Origin of the sequence: Pseudomonas sp. LD120, assembly GCF_009861525.1 — a bacterium.
Classification (GTDB): domain Bacteria; phylum Pseudomonadota; class Gammaproteobacteria; order Pseudomonadales; family Pseudomonadaceae; genus Aquipseudomonas.
The window spans coordinates 1,038,091-1,059,177 of record NZ_WVHL01000005.1 but is presented as its reverse complement, the minus strand read 5'-3'; the positions used below and the strand labels follow the sequence as shown (position 1 = coordinate 1,059,177).

General features: G+C 62.5%; 18 protein-coding genes and 1 pseudogene. 9 read left to right on the top strand and 10 right to left on the bottom strand.

Features of this window, described 5'->3' with window-relative positions; translation table 11 throughout:
* Nucleotide 1: 1 nt before the first annotated feature.
* The 6 genes from PLD_RS19090 to PLD_RS19065 all read right to left on the bottom strand — a co-directional run bounded on the left by PLD_RS19090 (nucleotide 2) and on the right by PLD_RS19065 (nucleotide 7,594).
* Nucleotides 2–862, bottom strand: coding sequence for a MurR/RpiR family transcriptional regulator (locus tag PLD_RS19090; protein ID WP_159895440.1), 861 nt, complete (start codon nucleotides 860–862; stop codon nucleotides 2–4).
* Complete coding sequence (locus PLD_RS19085; protein WP_159895438.1) at nucleotides 863–2,212, bottom strand: gluconate:H+ symporter; 1,350 nt, start codon at nucleotides 2,210–2,212, stop codon at nucleotides 863–865.
* Nucleotides 2,213–2,427: 215 nt separating this feature from the next.
* Nucleotides 2,428–3,873 (bottom strand): SulP family inorganic anion transporter, encoded by a 1,446-nt coding sequence (locus PLD_RS19080; protein ID WP_159895436.1) that lies wholly within the window; start codon nucleotides 3,871–3,873, stop codon nucleotides 2,428–2,430.
* A gap of 152 nt (nucleotides 3,874–4,025) precedes the next feature.
* Entirely contained in the window at nucleotides 4,026–5,693 is a 1,668-nt protein-coding gene (gene ggt / locus PLD_RS19075; RefSeq protein WP_159895434.1) for a gamma-glutamyltransferase, read from the bottom strand.
* A gap of 324 nt (nucleotides 5,694–6,017) precedes the next feature.
* Nucleotides 6,018–6,929, bottom strand: coding sequence for a LysR family transcriptional regulator (locus tag PLD_RS19070; RefSeq protein ID WP_159895432.1), 912 nt, complete (start codon nucleotides 6,927–6,929; stop codon nucleotides 6,018–6,020).
* A 74-nt stretch (nucleotides 6,930–7,003) separates the two neighbouring features.
* Nucleotides 7,004–7,594 carry an NAD(P)H-dependent oxidoreductase gene (locus PLD_RS19065; protein WP_060837426.1) on the bottom strand — a complete coding sequence of 197 codons (591 nt, stop codon included), beginning with the start codon at nucleotides 7,592–7,594 and terminating at the stop codon, nucleotides 7,004–7,006.
* Nucleotides 7,595–7,797: 203 nt separating this feature from the next.
* On the opposite strand from PLD_RS19065, the gene PLD_RS19060 reads away from it, so the two are divergent.
* Complete coding sequence (locus PLD_RS19060) at nucleotides 7,798–8,112, top strand: putative quinol monooxygenase (protein ID WP_159895430.1); 315 nt, start codon at nucleotides 7,798–7,800, stop codon at nucleotides 8,110–8,112.
* A gap of 9 nt (nucleotides 8,113–8,121) precedes the next feature.
* Here the strand turns inward: PLD_RS19060 and PLD_RS19055 are convergent, their stop codons facing one another.
* Nucleotides 8,122–8,886 (bottom strand): sulfite exporter TauE/SafE family protein, encoded by a 765-nt coding sequence (locus tag PLD_RS19055; protein WP_159895428.1) that lies wholly within the window; start codon nucleotides 8,884–8,886, stop codon nucleotides 8,122–8,124.
* A gap of 238 nt (nucleotides 8,887–9,124) precedes the next feature.
* On the opposite strand from PLD_RS19055, the gene PLD_RS19050 reads away from it, so the two are divergent.
* The 3 genes from PLD_RS19050 (at nucleotide 9,125) to PLD_RS19040 (ending at nucleotide 11,072) form a co-directional block, all read left to right on the top strand.
* Nucleotides 9,125–10,006, top strand: coding sequence for a LysR family transcriptional regulator (locus tag PLD_RS19050; RefSeq protein WP_159895426.1), 882 nt, complete (start codon nucleotides 9,125–9,127; stop codon nucleotides 10,004–10,006).
* A gap of 56 nt (nucleotides 10,007–10,062) precedes the next feature.
* The gene (locus PLD_RS19045; protein ID WP_159895424.1) at nucleotides 10,063–10,638 is read left to right on the top strand and encodes an NAD(P)H-dependent oxidoreductase; all 576 of its coding nucleotides are present in this window, start codon (nucleotides 10,063–10,065) and stop codon (nucleotides 10,636–10,638) included.
* Nucleotides 10,639–10,700: 62 nt separating this feature from the next.
* A complete protein-coding gene (locus PLD_RS19040) occupies nucleotides 10,701–11,072 on the top strand; it encodes a MerR family transcriptional regulator (protein ID WP_159895422.1) in 372 nt (123 codons plus the stop codon).
* A gap of 707 nt (nucleotides 11,073–11,779) precedes the next feature.
* On the opposite strand, the pseudogene PLD_RS19035 reads toward PLD_RS19040, so the two are convergent.
* Nucleotides 11,780–13,193 (bottom strand): annotated as a pseudogene (locus PLD_RS19035) (amino acid permease); the annotation flags it as partial.
* Between the two features lie 110 nt (nucleotides 13,194–13,303).
* Nucleotides 13,304–14,554, bottom strand: a complete 1,251-nt coding sequence (gene kynU, locus PLD_RS19030) for a kynureninase (RefSeq protein ID WP_159895418.1) — start codon at nucleotides 14,552–14,554, stop codon at nucleotides 13,304–13,306.
* A gap of 187 nt (nucleotides 14,555–14,741) precedes the next feature.
* Here kynU and PLD_RS19025 point away from each other — a divergent pair, with 187 nt between their 5' ends.
* Entirely contained in the window at nucleotides 14,742–15,215 is a 474-nt protein-coding gene (locus tag PLD_RS19025) for an Lrp/AsnC family transcriptional regulator (RefSeq protein ID WP_159898170.1), read from the top strand.
* A 6-nt stretch (nucleotides 15,216–15,221) separates the two neighbouring features.
* On the opposite strand, the gene PLD_RS19020 is transcribed toward PLD_RS19025, so the two are convergent.
* Nucleotides 15,222–16,235, bottom strand: a complete 1,014-nt coding sequence (locus PLD_RS19020) for a helix-turn-helix domain-containing protein (RefSeq protein WP_159895416.1) — start codon at nucleotides 16,233–16,235, stop codon at nucleotides 15,222–15,224.
* A 340-nt stretch (nucleotides 16,236–16,575) separates the two neighbouring features.
* Between PLD_RS19020 and antA the strand changes: the two genes are divergently transcribed.
* From antA to PLD_RS19000, 4 genes are all read left to right on the top strand, one after another.
* A complete protein-coding gene (antA, locus tag PLD_RS19015) occupies nucleotides 16,576–17,964 on the top strand; it encodes an anthranilate 1,2-dioxygenase large subunit (RefSeq protein ID WP_159895414.1) in 1,389 nt (462 codons plus the stop codon).
* A 2-nt stretch (nucleotides 17,965–17,966) separates the two neighbouring features.
* Nucleotides 17,967–18,458 (top strand): anthranilate 1,2-dioxygenase small subunit, encoded by a 492-nt coding sequence (gene antB / locus PLD_RS19010; RefSeq protein WP_159895412.1) that lies wholly within the window; start codon nucleotides 17,967–17,969, stop codon nucleotides 18,456–18,458.
* A gap of 18 nt (nucleotides 18,459–18,476) precedes the next feature.
* Nucleotides 18,477–19,499: an anthranilate 1,2-dioxygenase electron transfer component AntC gene (gene antC / locus PLD_RS19005; RefSeq protein ID WP_159895410.1), complete on the top strand. Its 1,023-nt coding sequence runs from the start codon at nucleotides 18,477–18,479 to the stop codon at nucleotides 19,497–19,499.
* A gap of 79 nt (nucleotides 19,500–19,578) precedes the next feature.
* Entirely contained in the window at nucleotides 19,579–20,979 is a 1,401-nt protein-coding gene (locus PLD_RS19000; RefSeq protein WP_159895408.1) for an amino acid permease, read from the top strand.
* The last annotated feature ends 108 nt before the right edge of the window (nucleotides 20,980–21,087 follow it).

The following is a 21,087-nucleotide window of genomic DNA, read 5'->3' as shown; positions in this document are numbered from 1 at the left end:
GTCAGTCTCCCAGGGGCAGGCAGTCGTCGCCGCCACGGTAATGGTCTAGGGCCAGCTTGATGCGTCGCAGGCGTTCCTGATTGTCATCGGGCAAGGCCAGGGCCAGTTCAGTGGCCAGAACGTCGACGGCCAGTAACATGCCGTAGCGGGCGGCGGTGGGTTTGTAGATGAACGCGGTTTCGGCGCTGTGCAGTGCCAGCACCACGTCCGCCAGTTGTGCCAGGGGGGAGTCGGGCAAGGTGATGGCAAGGACCCCGGCGCCATAGCTGCGGGCCAGGGTTACCGCCTCCAGCAACTCGGGGGTGATGCCGCTCAGGGAGCAAGCGATCACCGCGTGTTGCGGGCCCAAGGCCGCCGCGGTGACCCGCATCATCACCGGGTCGTGGCAGGCAGCGATGGGATAGCCCAGGCGCACCAGACGCACTTGCAACTCATCGCTGCACAGGGTCGAGCAACCGCCGGCGCCGAAGGCATGTATCATCCGCGCCCGGCCCAGCAGGCGCACCGCGTCAGCGAAGCGCGCTTCGTCGAATCCCGCCAGATGCTGATGCAGCGCCGACTCGATGTCACCGACGATCTGCCGGTAGAAACCCGATTGCGCAGGCGCCCCGGCGGGGTCAAGAAAACGGCTGCCGACAGCGCTGGCCTGAGCCAATTGCAGGCGCAACTGGCGCAAGTCACGGCAACCGACACTGCGGGCAAAACGCGATAAGGTCGCCGCACTGACGTCGGCGCGCCGGGCCAGTTCATCGAGGCTGGCATCGGCGGCAAAGCCGACGTCATCGAGCATCAGGCGGGCGACCCGCGCTTCCCCGGCGCTGAGAAACCCCAGGCATGAGCGGATCTGGTACAGGATGTCCATCTACAGAAACTCCGCGAGGACCAGGGTCAGCGCGAAGGCGATCACCGAGATCAAGGTCTCCAGCACAGTCCAGGTCTTGAAGGTTTGAGCGACGGTCATATTGAAGTATTCCTTCACTAGCCAGAAGCCACCGTCATTGACGTGGGACAGAATCACCGAGCCGGCGCCAGTGGCGATCACCAGCAGTTCCGGGTGGGGATAACCCAGGCCCAGCGCCACTGGCGCCACCACCCCGGATGCGGTGGTCAGGGCCACGGTGGCCGAACCGGTGGCGACCCGCATCAGCACGGCGAACAACCAGCCCATCCACAGCGGCGACAACTGGAATTCATGGGCCAGGCCGACGATCTGCTCGGTCACCCCGGAGTCAATGAGAATGCGGTTGAGGCCGCCGCCAGCCCCCACCAGCAAGGTAATGCTGGCGGTGGGAGCCAGGCATTCGTTGGTGAACTTGAGGATCGACTCACGGTTAAAGCCTTGGGCCAGACCCAGGGTCCAGAAGCTCACCAACGTTGCCACCAGCAAGGCAATCACCGAGTTGCCGATAAACTGCAAAAACTGGTTGAGGCCAGTGCCCGGCGCCGCCAGCAGGTTGGCCCAGCCACCGATCAGCATCAGCACCACCGGCAGCAGGATGGTCGCCATGGTCAGGCGAAAGCTGGGCAGGCGCGAACGCGCTTCACGGGCGATGAACTGACGCTCCAGGGGATTCTGCGCCGGCAAATGAATGTGCGGCACGATCAACCGCGCGTACACCGGTCCGGCAATGATCGCCGTGGGCATGCCAATCAGCAGTGCGTACAACAGCGTCTGCCCCACCGACGCCTGATAGGCCTGCACCGCCAGCATCGCCCCCGGATGAGGCGGTACCAGGGCGTGCACCACCGACAGCCCGGCGACCATGGGCAGGCCCACCATCAGCAGCGACACCCCAACCCTGCGCGCCACGGTGAAGGCGATCGGCACCAGCAGTACAAAGCCCACCTCGAAAAACAGCGGCAGCCCCACCAGAAAGGCAATGCACACCATGGCCCAGTGGGCGTTGCGTTCACCGAAGCGCTCGATCAGGGTCCGCGCCACCTGGTCCGCCCCGCCGGATTCGGCCATCAGCTTGCCAAGCATGGTGCCCAAGGCCACCACCAGGGCGATGTGGCCCAAGGTTTTACCAACGCCGGCCTCATAAGCCCCCACGACCCCGGACGGCGGCATGCCGGCCATCAACGCCAGCCCGACGGAGACCAAGGTGATGACAATGAAGGGGTTGAGGCGATAGCGAGCAATCAGCACGATCAACGCAATGATGGCGACTGCGGCGTAACCCAGCAGCCAGTAACCCGATGCAGGAGCCATGGCGTCCTCCTCGAAAACAGCGTCACTTGGAATGGTTGTGAAATTCATTAATCACTTAAGAAAGTGATATTCAAACCAGGCGAAACTTATTTTCGTAAAGAGGCAGGTGTTGTCGCGAACAGCTAAGCAAAGGCGGCGATGATGAAAATCAACAAGGAGGATTTTCATCCGCGAGTGCCGAAAAACGGGCGAGCACGGCCACTCGCCCGATGCCCTCAGTCGTGCTGCTCGCGTGCGCGTTTGAGCAGTTTCTTGCAACGCTCCGACAGGTGCAGCACCCGCAGTTGCTTGCCAGCCTTGGCGTAGCGCTCGCGCAGGGTTTTCAGCGCGGCGATGGCCGAGTAGTCGACAAAGCTCAGGTGACGACAGTCGATGGTCACGCGCTCTGGGTCGTTGGCCGGGTCGAACTGGTTGAGAAAGGGCGTGGTGGAGGCAAAGAACAAAGTCCCGTGCAAGTGGTAGAGCTTGCTGCCGTCGGCCTCCAAGTGGCTGTCGGCGTACAGCTCACGGGCTTGCTGCCAGGCAAAGTTGAGGGCTGCGATAACAATGCCGCAGAGCACCGCAGTGGCCAGGTCGGTGAACACCGTGATCACGGTCACGGCCAGAATCACCAGCACATCGTGCAACGGCACCTTGTTGATCACCCGCAGGGACGCCCAGGCGAAGGTCTGCTGCGACACCACAAACATCACCCCCACCAGCGCGGCCAGAGGAATACGCTCGATCAGCGGCGATAGAAACAGCACGAACAGCAGGATCAGACCGCCGGCCACCACCCCGGACAAACGCCCGCGGCCGCCGGAGCTGAGGTTGATCACGGTCTGGCCGATCATCGCGCAGCCGCCCATGCCGCCGAACACTCCCGAGACCATATTGGCCGCGCCCAGGGCCACGCACTCGCGATCCGGGTAGCCACGGCTCTCGGTGATTTCATCGGTGAGGTTGAGGGTCAGCAGGGTTTCCAGCAGACCGACCATGGCCATCAGCAACGCATACGGCGCAATGATCGACAGGGTTTCCAGGTCCAAGGGCACCTGGGGCAACGACAGGCTGGGCAGGCCACCGGCGATATGCGCCATGTCCCCCAGGGTGCGGGTCGGCAGGCCCATCAGGTACACCAGCAGACCGACGCCGAGGATCGCCACCAGGGCCGGCGGCACCGCCCGGGTCAGGCGGGGCAGCAGGTAGACAATGGCCATGGTCAGCGCCACCAGGCCCGCCATCAAGTACAGCGGCTGCCCGCTGAGCCAGTGTTCACCGCTCTTGAAATGCTCCAACTGGGCCAGGGCGATGATGATCGCCAGACCGTTGACGAAACCCAGCATCACCGGGTGCGGCACCATGCGCACCAGTTTGCCCAAACGCAGCAAACCAAAGGCGACCATGATCAGCCCGCCGAGCAACACCGTGGCCAGCAGGTACTGCACCCCGTGCTGCACCACCAGGGCGACGATCACCACCGCCATGGACCCGGCAGCTCCGGACACCATGCCCGGCCGGCCGCCGAACAGCGCGGTCAAGGTACAGATAAAGAAAGCGCCATACAGGCCCATCAACGGATTGAGATGAGCGACCAAGGCAAAGGCGATGCACTCGGGCAGCAAGGCGAAGGAGGTAGTGAGTCCGGCCAGGACATCGGCACGCAGACGTTTTGCTTTCATGATTGACCTGATAGTTGGACCGGCAGAAGCGGCCCTGGGGAAATGACGGAACGAGCGCGGAATGGTACGGAATTGAGCGCGAGCACACCAGCCGAATGGCTGAGAGCGAGAGGGCGAGAGCCGGCCAGCGGGCTCTCGCCAGGAGGCAACGATTACTTCACCACATGTCCCACACCCCGGCCACGCGGGTCGGACGCGGTTTCCAACTGAGTGCCATTGATCCGGATTGCCTGGATATCACCCATTTCCCAGCCCTGATCTTCCAGGGTGTAACCCATGGCCTTCAACGCATCGGCCACCTCGCCGGTGAGCGGCGCATAGGCGTCGTAATAGATCGTGTCCTTGGGCAACAACTGGTGATGCACGCGTTGCGCGGCCACGGCTTTTTCCAGGGGCAGGTGGTAGTCGTAGAGGTTGTTCAGCACCTGGAAGATCGAGGTGAAGATCCGCGAACCACCGGGGGTGCCCAGCACCAGGGTGACCTTGCCATCGCGGGTCACCAGGCTCGGGCTCATGGACGACAGCATGCGCTTGCCCGGGGCAATGGCGTTGGCATCGCCACCCACCACGCCGAAGGCGTTGGCCACGCCAGGCTTGGCGCTGAAGTCGTCCATTTCGTCGTTGAGCAGGAAACCCGCGCCCTTGACCACCACGCCACTGCCGTAATCCCAGTTCAGGGTGTAGGTGTTGCTCACCGCGTTGCCCTGAGCATCGACGATGGAGAAGTGGGTGGTCTGGTGTGGCTCAAGCCCCGGACGCACCTTCTCGGTGGGCGAGATAGCGTTAGGGTTGATCTCGGCGGCGCGCTTTTTCAGGTAGGCCGGGTCGGTCAGTTGCTTGACCGGTACCTCGGAAAACGCCGGGTCGCCCAGGTAGTCGGCACGGTCGGCGAACACGCGCTTTTCGATTTCCGCCAGCAAGTGAATGTACTTGGCCGAGTTCAGCTCGACGCCCTTGAAGTCCGCGGCGCGTTCTTCTTTGATGCTGATCAGCTGCGCCAGGGCGACCCCGCCAGAGCTGGGCGGCGGCGCGGTGTACAGGGTGTTGCCACGGAAGGTCACCTGCAGCGGCTGGCGCCACTGGACCTTGTAGTCCTGCAGGTCCTGCTTGGTGATCAGGCCCTTGTCGGCCTGCATCTGCGCCACCAGCAAGTCGGCGGTCTTGCCGCTGTAGAACTCCTTGGCGCCCTGGTCGGCGATGCGTTCCAGGGTGGCGGCCAGCTCCGGCTGACGGAAGGTTTCACCCGGCTTCATGCTGCCGAAGTAGTCACCGAAGTTGGTGCTGCCGTTGAACAGCTTCAACGCATCCTCGCGGTACTGGTACTGCTTGTCGGCCACCTTGAAGCCGTTTTTCGCGTAGCCCACGGCCGGAGTGATCAACTCGCTCCACGGTAACTTGCCGAACTTCCGGTGGGCCTCCCACAGCCCCATCACCGTGCCCGGCACGCCGGCGGCGCGCGCGCCCACCAGGCTCAGGTTTTCGATTACCTCGCCCTTTTCATTCAGGTACATGTCCCGGGTCGCGGCCTTGGGCGCGGTTTCCCGGTAGTCGAGGAAGTAGGGTTTGCCGTCGATGAACATCGTCATGAAACCGCCGCCGCCAATATTGCCGGCTTCGGGGTAAGTCACCGCCAGGGTGAACGCCGTGGCCACCGCGGCATCCACCGCGTTGCCACCCTTCTTCAGGATCTGCGCCGCGACATCGGCTCCGTACTGGTTGGGGGCCGCTACCGCGCCGCCTTCCAGCGTCACGGCAAAGGCCGAACCGCTGGCGGCGATGGCGGCCGCCAGGGCCAGGGACTTGAACAACAGAATGCGCATAAGGTCCTTCCTTTTCTTGTTATAGAACGGCAAGAACATAGGCCCGAGACGCGGGTTTGAGCAATCGCCAATCGCTGTACGAACGTCCCAACCCACAGCCATGGATAACCGTAAGGAGCTGGACGGCTTCCTGGCCCCCCTCGATGATCAGTCGATGAGTTTTCGCTCCTGACGCAGCGGTAGTCGAGATACAAGGAACTGACTTGCCAGCGAAAGCGCTTTCGGGACTTGCGCAAAATCCGCCCCACCTTCGCCGGCAAGCCGGCTCCCACGACGGATCGGTTGCCAGGCAGACCCGATGCATACGGGGGAGGCGCGGAACCTTCAGCCCTGGAATTCAGGGTGGGCGTAATCGGCCAGCTTGAGCTGGATGAAATCCAGGAAGCACTGGATGCGCAGGGCCAGTTGCGAGTTGCGGTAGTACACCGCGTTGATCGGCTGGCGATAGCCGCTGTTGAACGAGGCCAGCAGCGGCTGCAGACGTCCGCCGCGGATGTCGTCGATGGTCATGAAGTGCGACAGGCAGGCAATGCCCTGCCCTGCCAGCGCCAGGTGGCGCAGGGTCTCGCCGCTAGAGGCACTGATGTCTGCCTGGATCTGCCAGCGGTCGCCGTGGGCATGGCGCAGCGGCCAGTGATTGAGGGTCTCGGTCTGGGTGAAGCCGAGCAAGGTGTGGTCGGCCAGTTCGGCCACGCTTTGCGGCGTGCCGTGGCGGGCCAGGTAATCGGGGCTGGCGAGGATATGCAGCGGGCTACAGCCCAGGGAGCGGGCATGCAGGGTCGAGTCCGCCAGCACGCCGATGCGGATGGCGATGTCGGTGCTCTGCTCCAGCAGGTCGATGATCAGGTCGTCGCTGTTGAGTTCCAGCTGGATATCCGGGTACAGGCGGCGGAAATCGGCCACATGGGGAACGATGGCATGCAGCATGAAGGGCGATGCGGCGTTGATCCGCAGGCGCCCGGACGGGGAGTTCTGGCGCGACGACAGATGGGCCTCGAGCGTGTCCATCTGGTCAAGGATCCGCTTGGCCTGCTCGAAGAAGTAGCGCCCCTCTTCGGTCAGGTCCATGCGTCGAGTAGTGCGGTTGATCAGCGTGGTGTCGAGCTTGGCCTCCAAGCGCGACACGCTGCGGCTGACCGCCGAAGGGGTCTGGGCCAATTGCTCGGCGGCGGCGGAAATCGAACCGCACTCGATGACGCAGACGAAGACTTGCAACTCGTCGGATCGGGCTTTCACAGGCGTCCTTTATCGGCGGTGGTGGGCTCCGGCCAACCAGAGCTCGGCTTCAAAGCGCTCAATAGTAGCCGGATTCAGCCCTGGAGATTGAACACCGCCTTGAGGTGCTGCGCATAACGCTGCACATCGCCTTCGATGTTCGGGCGCTTCATTACGTCCACACAGAGAAAGGTCGGCAAGCCGCTCATGCCGAGGAACTGGTTGGCCTTGTGGAACGGGAAGTACACCGCGTCCACGCCCTTGGCTTCGAAGAAGTCGGTCGGATCGTCAAAGGCCTGCTGCGGCGCGTTCCAGGTCAGCGAGAGCATGTACTGCTTGCCCTGGATCAGGCCGCCGCTGCCGTATTTCTGCGAGGCGTCGGAACGGGTCCGGCCATCGCTGGCGTAGAGGCTGCCGTGGCCTTCGGTGAAGACTTCGTCGATGTACTTCTTGACGATCCACGGCGCGCCCATCCACCAGCCGGGCATCTGGTAGATGATCACGTCGGCCCAGAGAAACTTCGCCACTTCTTCCTGAATGTCGTAGCCCTCGTCGATATGGGTGACCTTGACCTCCAGGCCACCGCGATCCAGCACCGCCAGGGCGGTGTCGTGCAGGGTGGCGTTGTAACGGCCATCGGAGTGGGCGAACTGTTTGGCGCCATTGAGCAGCAGTACTTTTTTCATGATCCGGCCTCATCGGGGACAGCCCATCGCGCATCGGCAGCGACGGGCTGTGAAGGTTGCAAACGATGGCGGCAGGTTAATCAGGCCGGGAGCGGAGAATAAGCCCGGGTTGCTCAAAATACATTTGACTCAAACGCACGAATCGACAGCCGATCTTTGCCTTAGGATTTTCAGCACCTTCCCCGTCAATGAGTGCTTTGCGCATGTCCACGCCCCAGGCCTTTATCCTTCAGGCCAAGACCCGTCCCGAGCGCGCCGACGCTTTCGAAGCCTTCTTCCTCAGACACGTCGCGGCCAGTCGCGCCGAAGCAGGCTGCATCGAATACCACATGCTGCGGGACCGGCAGGACCCGAGCCTGTTCATTTTCTATGAGGTCTGGGCCTCCCAGGAGGCGCTGGATATCCACTCCAACCTGCCGCACATGCAGCAGTTCCTTGAGGCCCGTATGGACTACCTGGAGCAGGACTTCGAGATCCGCGCCATCGACATGCTCAGCCCGGCCGCGGCTGGCCGCTGAGCAAAAGGTCTAGCCGCTGATCAGCAGGTGCCCGCCCAGCAGCCCCAGGCCGATGAAGAACGCCCGCTTGAACAGCAGGGCGCTGATGCGCTGGCGCAACCATTGCCCCAGCCACATGCCCAACAGCGCCGGGACCAGGGTCAGCAAGGAAGCCCCCAGCTCTGCGCTGCCCAGGGCGCCACGCCACAGCAGGCCGGCGGCCAGGGCCAGGGTCGAGACGGTGAACGACAGGCCCAGGGCCTGCACCAACTGATCCTTGTTCAAGCCCAGGGCCTGCAGATAGGGCACCGCCGGGATCACGAACACCCCGGTGACCGAAGTAATGACCCCGGTGACCAGCCCGCACAGCGGGGCCAGCCAGCGCTCCTGGGCCGGCGACACGCGCAGGGTCGGCAACAGCAGGCCGCTCAGGGCATACAGCAGCAACGCCGCGCCCAACCCCCGCACCACCCAATGCCCGCCCTCGATGCCCAGCCACAATGAACCGGCGGCCGTGCCCACGAAGATCGCCAGCAGCATCGGCCACAGGCGCTTGAGCAAGGCCGGCAGGTGCCCGCCAAAGGCCAGTTGCCAGAGATTGGTCAGGGTCGCCGGAATGATCAGCAAGGCCGCAGCCTGCGCCGGCGCCATAGCCAGTCCCAACAGCCCCATGGCGATGGTGGGCAAGCCGAGGCCGATCGCTCCCTTGACCATGCCGGCCAGTACAAAGGTGCCGACCACCATAAGGGAAAGGGCTGTTCCAAGGTTCTGATAAAACGCGAGTGAGCTGTTCATGGGCCAATGCTGCACCCGGAGCGGCACGCTGAAAATCTGCCATATACTGAGCCAGCCTCTTGCCAGGCAATAGGCACATACCAAAGCCTATTGCCCGTACCTCTGTAGGAGCTGGCTTGCCAGCGAAGGCGCACTCAAGCCCGATGCCAAATCCAAAGGCCTCTTCGCCGGCAAGCCGGCTCCTACAAAAACATCTGCACGGCCTCCGTAAGAGACCCCGTTCCCCGAGGAATGCCCCATGCACTTCGACCTGATCGACCTGCGGCTGTACTTGAACATTCTGGAAGCCGGCAATATCACCGCCGGAGCCGCTCGCAGCCACTTGTCACTGGCCGCCGCCAGTGCTCGGATCCGTGCCATGGAGGCCTCGCTGGGCATCGAGTTCCTCGAACGCGGGCGTCGCGGCATCCGCCCGACAGCCCCAGGCAAGGCCCTGGCCCAGCATGCGCGGACCCTGCTGCTGTATGTCGAGCACCTGCAACAGGACCTCGCTGAGTACGCCAGGGGAATCAAGGGCCAGGTGCGCCTGTTGTGCAACACCACCGCCCTCAGCGAGTACCTGCCGGAGCTGCTGGCGGACTTCCTGCACAACCAGCCCCAGGTGGATATCGACCTGCAGGAATTGCCCAGCCAGCGCATCACCCACGCCCTGCGCCAGGGTGCGGCAGACCTGGGTATCGTCTCCGACGCGGTGGATATTCAGGGACTGATGAGTCGGCCCTTCCGTGATGATCCGCTGGTCCTGGTGATGCCCCAGGATCACCCGCTGAGCCTGCAGCCCAACCTCAGCTTCAACGACACTCTGGCCCACGACTATGTTGGCCTGGCCAACCACAGCGCCCTGGCGGTGTATCTGGAGGAACAGGCCCTGCACCTGGGACGACGCATGCAATTGCGCATCCGCGCCGAAGGCTTCGACACCCTGTTGCGCATGGTGGCCCGTGGTGCCGGGCTGGCGCTGGTGCCCCTGGCCGCCCTGGAGCGCAACCGTCACCTGCCGTTGCAGTCCCGTCCCTTGAACGAAGCCTGGGCACGGCGCCGGTTGCTGTTGTGCGCCCGTGACTTCGAGGCCCTGCCGCTGTATGCCCAAGGTTTGTGCGCGGCACTGCTGCCGCCTTGACTCTCCCCTTAGGGGCAGACTTTAGCCTTGGGGTTTATCCCTCAAGGACCACGGCAATGAGCAAACGCATCCTGGTGATTCTCGGCCACCCCTCGCGCAACAGCCTGTGCGCGGCATTGAGCGAGCGCTACGTGAAAGCGGCGCAAGAGGCCGGGCATGACGTGCGCCAGCTCAGGCTCGGCGACCTGTGCTTCGATCCGGTGCTGCACGAAGGCTACCGGCAGATTCAGCCTCTGGAGGAAGACCTGCAACGGGCCCAGGCCGACATCCTCTGGGCCGAGCACCTGACCTGGGTCTTTCCCATCTGGTGGGGCGGGATTCCAGCCCTGATGAAGGGCTTTCTCGACCGTGTGCTGCTGCCGGGCTTCGCCTTCAAGTACCGCCCCGGCAAGGCCTTTCCCGAGCAACTGCTCAAGGGCCGCACCGCCCACCTGATGGTGACCATGGACACCCCGCCCTGGTATTTCCGCTGGTTCTATCGCATGCCCGGCTTGCAGCAGATGCGCCGCACCACCCTGGCCTTCTGCGGCATCAAGCCGTTGCGCACCCTGACCTTTGGCCCGGTGCTGGACGCCAGTGAAGAGCGCAAGGCGGATTGGCTGATGCAGGCGCAGTACCTTGCCAGGCAGTGAATCCACCGGATAATGCGCAACGCTGTCCACCGCCCGAAACCGGTACTGAACAAGGAGTTTTCATGTACATCGGCCAAGCCGCGCAACTGTCCGGGACCACGGTCAAGAGCATCCGTCACTACGAAGCCATCGGCCTGTTGCCCGAAGCTCCGCGTCAGGGTCGCTACCGCCTCTATGACGCCCAGAGCGTCGAGCAACTGATGTTCATCAAGTGCGCGCAACAGCTGGGGTTCAAGCTCAAGGAATTGCAGCAGGTGTTCGCCACGCACCAGGGCCAGGCCTTTCCCTGGGACCGCGCGCAGGCCGCCCTGGCGCAAAAAAGGCGCGAGCTGCATCAACAAATCGAAGACTTGCAGCAGTTGCAGAGCCGGCTCGAAGTCTTCGAGACCAGCCTGCAACAGGCTCGCGAAGAATGCCCCCTGGGCAGCCTCTAGCAGGTCGTTGAGAAAGGAGCAAAAAAGTGCATTCCGATAGAAAATTCAATTACCTAGTGACGCCACTCAGGCTCAGCGGCTCGCACGAATAAGTACGCTGGCACCGTCCAGACCTCCGGACTCGCTCCACCAGCTCCGCCCTTGGACTTTCGGAGGCAGCTTGGGGCACCAAACCAAACTGCGATGTGTTCCTCGGGGACATTGGGGTCCCCCTCAATGCCGACCACGACCGCAAGAAGGCCGTCTAGCTCGACTAAGTCACCACGTTGCCAATTTGTCATGCGCAGCACCTTTGAAGGCTTTCGATTTTCAAGTCGGCTCGTTCGTCGCAAGCGCGACACTCACCACAACTCAAGTCGGGGATGGCTGCCACCACCCAGCGATTGCGCCCAGGCGGATCGCATTGTAAGCCGCTAAGGCCCAGGTGACCCAGCCTCGCACGGTGGCGAGACCTGCCCCCCCTCTTTAGTCGCTCACTACGCACGCTATACACAACCTTCACCAGCGATGCCCGGAGAATCCGCTCAGGTGGAATCGACGGCCACCCAGCGTCGCATAGCGGGTGTCCAGCAGATCGCTCAGCTCGCGGAGAATCGTATCGACCAGGATGCGAAGCCTACGAATGGGGTGATCGGCCGGTACACCGGCCGCCACCGATACGTACGAGCTATACGTACGAGAGCAGGCCAAGCTGCTGGACATCCGGAAGGCGTGGCCTCAGACCTCGGACAACCCGGCGACTGTCCTGGGCTTACGGAAGCACAGGTAGTAGACCAGGGTCAGCAACAGCAGGAAGGGCACGCCGAACACCAGGGTCATCTTGAACGCCTCGGTGAAGAAGGTGGTGATCATTACCGCCCCCATCAGCACCAGTCCCAGCAGGGTGCTGAAGGGAAACAGCCGCATGCGGAACGACAGTTGCTGTTCACCATGACGCTGGTGATAACGACGGAAGCAGTAGTGGGTGAGGAAGATCATGAACCAGGTGAAGATCGCGCCAAACATCGAGATCGCCATCATCAGGACGAATGAGCTCTCCGGGTACAGCACGTTGATCAAGGTGGCCAGGGCGATACCGGAGCTGGACAGCAGCAAGGCATTCAGCGGAATCCCGGTCTTGCTCAGGGCGCCCATGGACTTGGGCGCAAAGCCGGCGCGGGACAGGCTGAACATCATCCGCGTGGTGATGTAGAGCTGGCTGTTCATCGCCGACAGGGCCGCAATCAGGATCACGAAGTTCATCACCCCGGTGGCCCCGGGAATGCCGATGGTCTGCATCACCGTGACGAACGGGCTCTGGGCCTTGCCCGCCTGGACCCAGGGCACGATCGCCAGCATCAGCGCCAGGGTCAGCAGGTAGAACACCACCAGGCGCGCGATGGTTGCGCGAAACGCCTGCTTCACCGCACGCTGCGGGTCCTTGGCCTCCCCCGCCGCCACGGCGATCATTTCCACGCTCAGGTAGCTGAAGATCGACACGATCACCGCGATCCACATGCCCTCGAAACCGTTGGGGAAAAAGCCGCCGTGGGCGCTGTAGTTGTGCACGCCGTAATCGGGGTTGCCGGAGCCGAACACCACATACACCGCGAGGATGATGAAACCGACGATGGCGGCGATCTTGATGGTGGAGAACCAGTATTCGAAATTGCCGAAGGTCTTCACGCTGATGGCGTTAAGCAGAATCAGCACGCTGGAGAAGGAAACAATCCACACCCACTCCGGAACGTTGGCGAACCAGTACTTCATGTACATGGCAATGGCCGTGACCTCGGCGCCCACCGCCAGCACGATGGCCGCCCAATAGGCATAACGCACCAGGAACCCGGCCAGCGGGCCGATGTAGAACTCGGCATAGGCGCCAAAGGAGCCGGAGGTGGAATGGGCCACGGTCATTTCCGCCAGGCAGCCCATCAGGATCAAGGTGATCAGCGCACCGATGGCGTAGCTCAGCAGCACGCTGGGGCCGGCATAACCGATGGCATAGGCGCTGCCCATGAACAGCCCGGTGCCGATGGCCCCGCCGATGGCGATCATACTCATCTGGCCGGCGGTCAGCTGGCGCCTGAGGCCCTGCTCGCGATTGGAAATCGCTTCGAAACCCTTGTTGGAGGTGGTCACTTTGAGTGTCTCTTTATTCTTGTGTGCACGTATAAATCGTTGTGACGGCCCGTCCTTGTGCCGCAGCCCTGGTCGCCGCATGCAGCAGCAACCAGGGGATAAAGCGCGTCTCAGGTCACGCTGTGACGCACCTGGAACTGCGCCTGGGCCCAGGTTTTCTGATCAAGGATTTCACCGAGAATCTGCACCGCCTCCCAGACTTCGCTGAAACGGGTGTAGAGCGGGGTGAAGCCGAAACGCATGATCCGCGGTTCGCGGTAGTCGCCGATCACGCCCCGGGCGATCAGGGCCTGGATCACCGCGTAGCCTTCGGGGTGCTCGAAGCTCACGTGGCTGCCACGCTTGGCATGATCGCGTGGGGTTACCAGCTTCAGGTCGTGGCCGGCGCAACGCTGTTCCACCAGTTCGATGAACAGGTCGGTCAGGGCCAGGGACTTGCGCCGCAGGCTCTGCATGTCGGTCTGTTCGAAGACCTCCAGGCCGCACTCGACCATGGCCAGCGAAGTGATCGGCTGGGTGCCGCACAGGTAGCGGGCGATACCGCTGGCAGGCTCGTACTGGGTGGCCATGTCGAACTGCCGGGCATGCCCGAACCAGCCGGACAGTGGCTGGGTCACCAGATTGCACAGGGCAGGAGCAACCCAGGCGAAGGCTTGCGAACCCGGACCGCCGTTGAGGTATTTGTAGGTGCAGCCGATGGCGTAGTCGGCGCCGCTGCGATTCAGCTCCACCGGCACCGCGCCGGCCGAGTGGGCCAGGTCCCAGAGGCTCAGGGCGCCGGCTTCGTGGATCAGCGAGGTCACGGCCTGCATGTCGTGCATGTAGCCGGTCTTGTAGTTGACGTGGGTGAGCATCACCACCGCCACGTCCTGGTCGATGGCGGCTGGCAGTTGTTCCGGGCTGTCTACCAGGCGCAGGGAATAGCCCTGCTCAAGCATCTGGGTCAGTCCCTCGGCGATGTACAGGTCGGAAGGGAAGTTGCTGCTTTCGGAAACGATCACCCGCCGTTCGGGGGCGCGTTCGGCCTGCACCCGCAAGGCCGCACTGAGCACCTTGAACAGGTTGATGGTGGTGGTGTCGGTGATCACCACTTCGCTGCTGCCGGCGCCGATCAACGGGGCCAGTCGGTCCCCCAGGCGCTGGGACAGGTCACGCCAGCCGGCGCTGTTCCAGCTGCGAATCAGGCCATCGCCCCACTCCTGCTCGATCACTTGCCGGGCCCGTTCCAGGGAGGCCACGGGACGGGCTCCGAGGGAGTTGCCATCGAGGTAGATCACGCCCTCGGGCAAGGCGAACTGTTGGCGCAGCGGCGCCAGTGGATCCTGTTCATCGAGACGCAGGCAGTGGTTTTTATCGATCATTGGAAATCCTGTCTTAGTCAAGTCATGTCCGCCAGGCGCAGGCCGGGCACAGGGTCTGGGCGACCCGTAAACTCAGGAAATAATGGATGAAGCTCGCTAGAATTTTCGTGCAAAGTGCAGCGCCTTACCGTACTAATCTCGAATAAAATTCTAATCCTTCAATAAAAAACGTGGATTTATGCCAACCATGACCCTCGACTCCACCGACCTGCGCATCCTCTACTTTCTGCAACAGGATGGACGTATCAGCAACCAGGAACTGGCCGAAAAAGTGGCCCTCTCGCCCTCGGCCTGCCTGCGTCGCCTGCGCATGCTCGAAGGCGACGGGATCATCAGCGGCTACCGCGCCCAGCTCAACGCCGAACGCCTGGGCATCGAGCTGGAAGCCATCGTGCATGTGTCGCTGCGCCAGGACGTGGAAGGCTGGCACGAGACCTTCATCGGCAAGGTCCAGCAGTGGCCGGAAGTGGTCGCCGCCTACGTGATCACCGGCGCCAGCAACTACGTGCTGCGGGTGCAGGCGCGCAACCTCAAGCACTTCTCGGATTTCATCGTCAACCACCTGAACCGCGCCTCCGGGGTCACCGACATCCGCTCGGAAATCGTCCTGCAGAAGATCAAGGAACAAAACAGTCTGCTGGACCTGGTGCTGCGCAAGTAGGCCCTGCTAGAAACCCGCCGGGCGTCGCGCCGGATGGCGCTGCGCGGTGGCGCTGGGCGCCTCGTCGAACAGCTTGCGGTACTCCGCGGAAAACCGCCCCAGGTGGGTGAAGCCCCAGCCCAGGGCGATCTCCGAAATGTTGCGCGCGGCGCCGTGCTCAAGGATTTCCTGGCGCACGCCGTTGAGCCGATGGCGCTTGAGATAGGCCATGGGCGACAGGGCGAAGTACTTGCGAAAGGCCTCGAACAGCTTGAAACGCGACACCCCGGCGGCGGCTTCCAAGTCTTCCAGGTGCACCGCCTCGCGGGCATGTTCGTGCAGGTACTGGCGAGCCCGCACCAGGTAATGCGGCAGCTTGACCCCCAGCATCGCCTGCAACTCTGCGGAGTAATTGTTGGGCTGGGCGAGGATCAGGCCTTTGATCAATGAGCTTTCGATTTCCCGGGTAAAGGCCAACTGCTCGTACAGCTCGTTGCCCTGGTTCAACTCGCCAATAAAGTGCTGGGCCATGCGCCACCAGGCCGCGGCGGCGCCGTGCAGCGCGTCCATGGCCGGCTCGAAGCGCAGCGGCTGCTGCACCGGGCGTTGCAGCAAGGTTTCCAGGGCCTCGCTCATGGCCGGCCGGGAGATCACCACTTGCAACTTGCGGCAGTCGCCGGAAATGGCCAGCACCTGGCTTTCGTTGGGGGCAATGATCACCCCCTGGTCGCGGTCCGAACGCAGCAGCCGACCGTCCTTGCTCAGCTCCTGTTCACCGCACAGCGGCAGGCTCAGGCTGTAGCTGCTAAAGCGCTCGGTGTCTTCGATGTCCACCACGACATCGGTGCCGTACTCAATGATCCCCAGGGTCGTGGAGCGCGACCTGAGCACGTTGGCACTGTGGTGAAAACGGATACGTTCAGGGTTGGCGGTTTCCAGGCGATGAGGACCGCAGATTCCCGCCATCCAGCTCCTGGCCCCCTCAAGGTCATAGCGATCGATACGAATCTCGCGAAACGGCCCATCAGCTTTGCTATTCATCATGATGCACCCACGGCGATATTTTTATTCAGCGCGCTCTGACGGCACGTCTTGTGTGACAGGGCAAGTTTTGCGCCAGCCGGCAACGCTGCCAACCCATTGGATAGCAATCGCCCACTAAGTGGATAACCACGCCCCGTCGCCCTCTTTGGCTGGGCTCACAGTAGCCGATCAGCGCCCCGTGATGCAGCCGCCGATCACTTATCCGCGCGATTGTGGGTAGAGGCTACCCAGGCAAATTTTATGGATGGCCTTGGCCGACTAAGCGGATAGCCACCGGCGCCCTGCACTCTCTCTAATGACGGCACCCGATTGACCTGAATAAAAAAGGTACCGACTCATGAGTGGTGCAAGAAACGTCGAGCAGTGGAAAAGCTTCATCGACAACTGCCTGGATTTTCGCCCCGCGGACGGGGTGTTCCGGATCGCTCGGGAGATGTTCACCGAGCCCGAACTGTTCGATCTGGAGATGGAACTGATCTTCGAGAAGAACTGGATCTACGCCTGTCACGAAAGCGAATTGCCCAACAACCACGACTTCATCACGATGCGCGCCGGGCGCCAGCCGATGATCATCACCCGCGACGACGAGGGCCGGCTCAATGCCCTGATCAACGCCTGCCAGCACCGCGGCACCACCCTGACCCGGGTCGCCAAAGGCAACCAGTCGACCTTCACCTGCCCGTTCCACGCCTGGTGCTACAAGAGCGACGGGCGTCTGGTGAAGGTCAAGGCGCCAGGGGAATACGACGAAGGTTTCGACAAGGCCACCCGCGGCCTGAAAAAGGCTCGCATCGACAGCTACAAGGGCTTTGTCTTCATCAGCCTGGATGTGGCCGCCGACAACAGCCTGGAAGACTTCCTCGGTGATGCCAGGATCTTCTTCGACATGATGGTCGCCCAGTCGCCCAACGGTGAGCTGGAGGTATTGCCGGGCAAGTCCGCCTACACCTACGACGGCAACTGGAAGCTGCAGAACGAGAACGGCCTGGACGGTTATCACGTCAGCACCGTGCACTACAACTACGTGGCCACGGTGCAGCATCGCCAGCAGGTCAACGCCGACAACGGCACTGGCACCGGCGCCACCCTGGACTACAGCAAGCTCGGCGCCGGCGACGCCAGCACCGACGATGGCTGGTTCGCCTTCAACAACGGCCACAGCGTGCTGTTCAGCGAAATGCCCAACCCGGCGGTGCGCTCCGGCTACGCCACGATCATGCCGCGCCTGGTGCAGGAGCACGGCCAGGCCAAGGCCGAGTGGATGATGCACCGCCTGCGCAACCTGAACATCTACCCGAGCCTGTTCTTCCTCGACCAGATCAGCTCGCAACTGCGGATCATCCGCCCCATCGCCTGGAACAAGACCGAGATCATCAGCCAGTGCATCGGGGTCAAGGGCGAGAGCGATGCCGACCGGGAAAATCGCATCCGTCAGTTCGAGGATTTTTTCAACGTTTCGGGCATGGGCACGCCGGACGACCTGGTGGAGTTTCGCGAGGCCCAGCGCGGCTTCCAGGGGCGCCTGGAGCGCTGGAGCGATGTCTCGCGCGGCCATCACCGCTGGACCAAAGGCCCTACCGCCAACAGCGAGAACCTGGGCATCCAGCCGGCCATGACCGGCACCGAGATCACCCACGAGGGGCTGTACGTCAACCAGCATGAAAACTGGCAGAAATTCCTCCTCGACGGCCTGCAGCGCCAGTCCCTGAAACTGCGTGAGGTGTAAGCATGAATGCGCAATTGCAGTACCAGATCGAGCAATTCTTCTACCGTAAATCCGAACTCTGTGACGCCCAGGACTGGGACGCCTACCTGGAGCTTTTTGCCCCGGACAGCGAGTTCCACCTGCCGCAATGGGATTCCGAACACGTCTACACCCAGGACCCGAAACGCGAGATGTCGCTGATCTACTACGCCAACCGTTCAGGGCTGGAAGATCGGATATTCCGCCTGCGCACCGGCAAAGCCGCGTCGACCATTCCGATGCCGCGCACCCTGCACATGGTCAGTAACCTGCGGATCACTGAAGGTGACAACGGTCACCTGCAGGTGCGCCTGAACTGGCACACGCTGTTCTATCGCCTGGCCATGTCCGAGGACTTCTACGGGCACGCCACCTACGACCTCAAGCCCCATGGCGACAGCTGGCTGATCCAGCGCAAGCACGTACTGCTGCTCAACGACACGATCAACTCGGTGCTCGACTTCTACCACCTCTGACTCGACGGACATCTCTCCATGACGCACAAGGTCGCGTTCAGCTTTGCCGACGGCAAGACCCTGTTCTTCCCGGTCAAGGCCAATGAAATACTGCTCGACGCTGCCCTGCGCAACGGCATCAAGATCCCCCTGGACTGCCGCGAAGGGGTCTGCGGCACCTGCCAGGGCCGTTGCGAATCGGGCCAGTACAGCCAGGACTACGTGGACGAGGAAGCCCTCTCGCCCCAGGACCTGGAACAACGCAAGATGCTCACCTGCCAGACCCGGGTACAGTCCGATGCGGCGTTCTACTTCGACTTCGACTCCAGCCTGTGCCACAGCGCCGATCCGATACAGCGCACAGGATCGGTGATCGATGTACGCCAAGTCTCCGACAGCACGGCGATCCTGCACCTGGACCTGGGCAGCAGCGAAGCACCGCTGGACTTTCTACCCGGCCAGTACGCGCGCTTGAGGGTTCCCGGCACCGACAGCAGCCGCGCCTACTCCTTCGCCAATCGGCCAGGAACCGACAACCAGTTGCAGTTCCTGATCCGCCTGCTGCCCGACGGGGTGATGAGCAACTACATTCGCGAGCGTTGCCTGGTGGGCGACAGTATTGCGCTGGAAGCGCCGCTGGGAGCCTTCTACCTGCGCCAGATCAGCCGGCCGCTGCTGCTGGTGGCCGGCGGTACCGGGCTTTCGGCGCTGCTGGCGATGCTTGAACAGGTGGTCGAACAAGGCTGTCAGCAGCCGGTACACCTGTACTACGGCGTGCGCCACAGTGCCGACTTGTGTGAGCTGGCGCGCATTCAGGCCCTGGGCGAACGCCTGCCGGCATTTCGCTTCACCCCGGTGATCAGCGAGGCCGACCCGGACTGGTCGGGCAAGCGCGGCTACATCACCGAGCATGTTGACAGTAGCGAACTGCGCGACAGCGACAGCGACATGTACGTTTGCGGACCGCCACCGATGGTCGACTCGATCCGTATTTGGCTACAAGAACAGCAACTTAACCGCGTTCAGTTGTATTACGAGCGCTTTACCGAGAGTAATATCTGATTCCGTCTGCATTCAGCTGCGATCGGTCCCCGTTAACCGGGGATCGATCCTGATAACAACTAGAAGAGAGCGAACATTCGTGGATCAAACCGCACAGCCTGGCGAACTCAAGCGTGGCTTGAAAAACCGTCATATTCAGTTGATCGCCCTGGGCGGGGCGATCGGTACCGGACTCTTCCTCGGCTCGGCCGGGGTACTCAAGTCCGCCGGTCCTTCAATGATCCTCGGCTATGCGATCGCCGGGTTCATTGCCTTTCTGATCATGCGCCAGCTGGGGGAAATGATTGTCGAGGAGCCGGTAGCCGGTTCCTTCAGCCACTTCGCCCACAAGTACTGGGGCGGCTACTTCGGCTTTCTCGCCGGCTGGAACTACTGGGTGCTGTATGTACTGGTGGGTATGGCCGAGCTCACGGCGGTGGGCAAGTACGTGCAGTTCTGGTGGCCGGAAATCCCCACCTGGGCCAGCGCCGCGGTGTTCTTCGTGCTGGTCAACCTGATCAACATGATGAACGTGAAGTTCTTCGGTGAAGCCGAGTTCTGGTTCGCCATCATCAAGGTGGTGGCCATCGTCGGCATGATCATCCTGGGCTGCTACATGCTGTTCAGTGGCAACGGCGGTAGCCAGGCGTCGGTGAGCAACCTCTGGTCCCACGGCGGTTTCTTCCCCAACGGCGGCACCGGCCTGCTGATGGCCATGGCCTTCATCATGTTCTCTTTCGGCGGCCTGGAACTGGTGGGCATCACTGCCGCCGAAGCCAGCGAACCGCGCAAAGTGATTCCCAAGGCCATCAATCAGGTGGTTTACCGGGTGCTGATCTTCTACGTCGGCGCCCTGGCAGTGCTGCTGTCGCTGTATCCGTGGAACGAACTGCTGGTGAGCCTGAATGCCGGCGGCGACGCCTACAGCAGCAGCCCGTTCGTGAAGATCTTCTCGCTGATCGGCAGTGACGCCGCGGCGCAGATCCTCAACTTCGTGGTCCTGACCGCGGCACTGTCGGTGTACAACAGCGGCGTGTACTGCAACAGCCGTATGCTCTACGGCCTGGCCGAACAGGGCGATGCACCCAAGGCGCTGATGAAGCTCAACAAGCAAGGCGTGCCGATCCTGGCCCTGGGCATTTCCGCGCTGATCACCCTACTCTGCGTGTTGGTCAACTACCTGGCGCCCCACGAAGCGCTGGAGTTGCTGTTTGCCCTGGTGGTGGCCGCATTGATGATCAACTGGGCGCTGATCAGCCTGACCCACCTGCGCTTTCGCAAGGCCATGGCCGAGCAGGGCGTGGTCCCGGGGTTCAGAGCCTTCTGGTCGCCACTGAGCAACTACCTGTGCCTGGCCTTCATGCTGATGATCATTGGCGTGATGTGGATGATCCCGGGCATCCGCGCCTCGGTGTATGCGATTCCGGTGTGGGTCCTAGTGATCTGGGGCTTCTACCGCCTGAGCCATGCGCGCAAGGCCGGGCAGCCCGCCCTGCACTGAGACTCACGGTTGCAACACCCGAAAGCCCGGCCAGAATCAAGGCCGGGCTTTTTGGTCGGTGGCCGCAAAGCGGTCTGCCAACAAGGGAAAATGCGGCCTGAAACAACA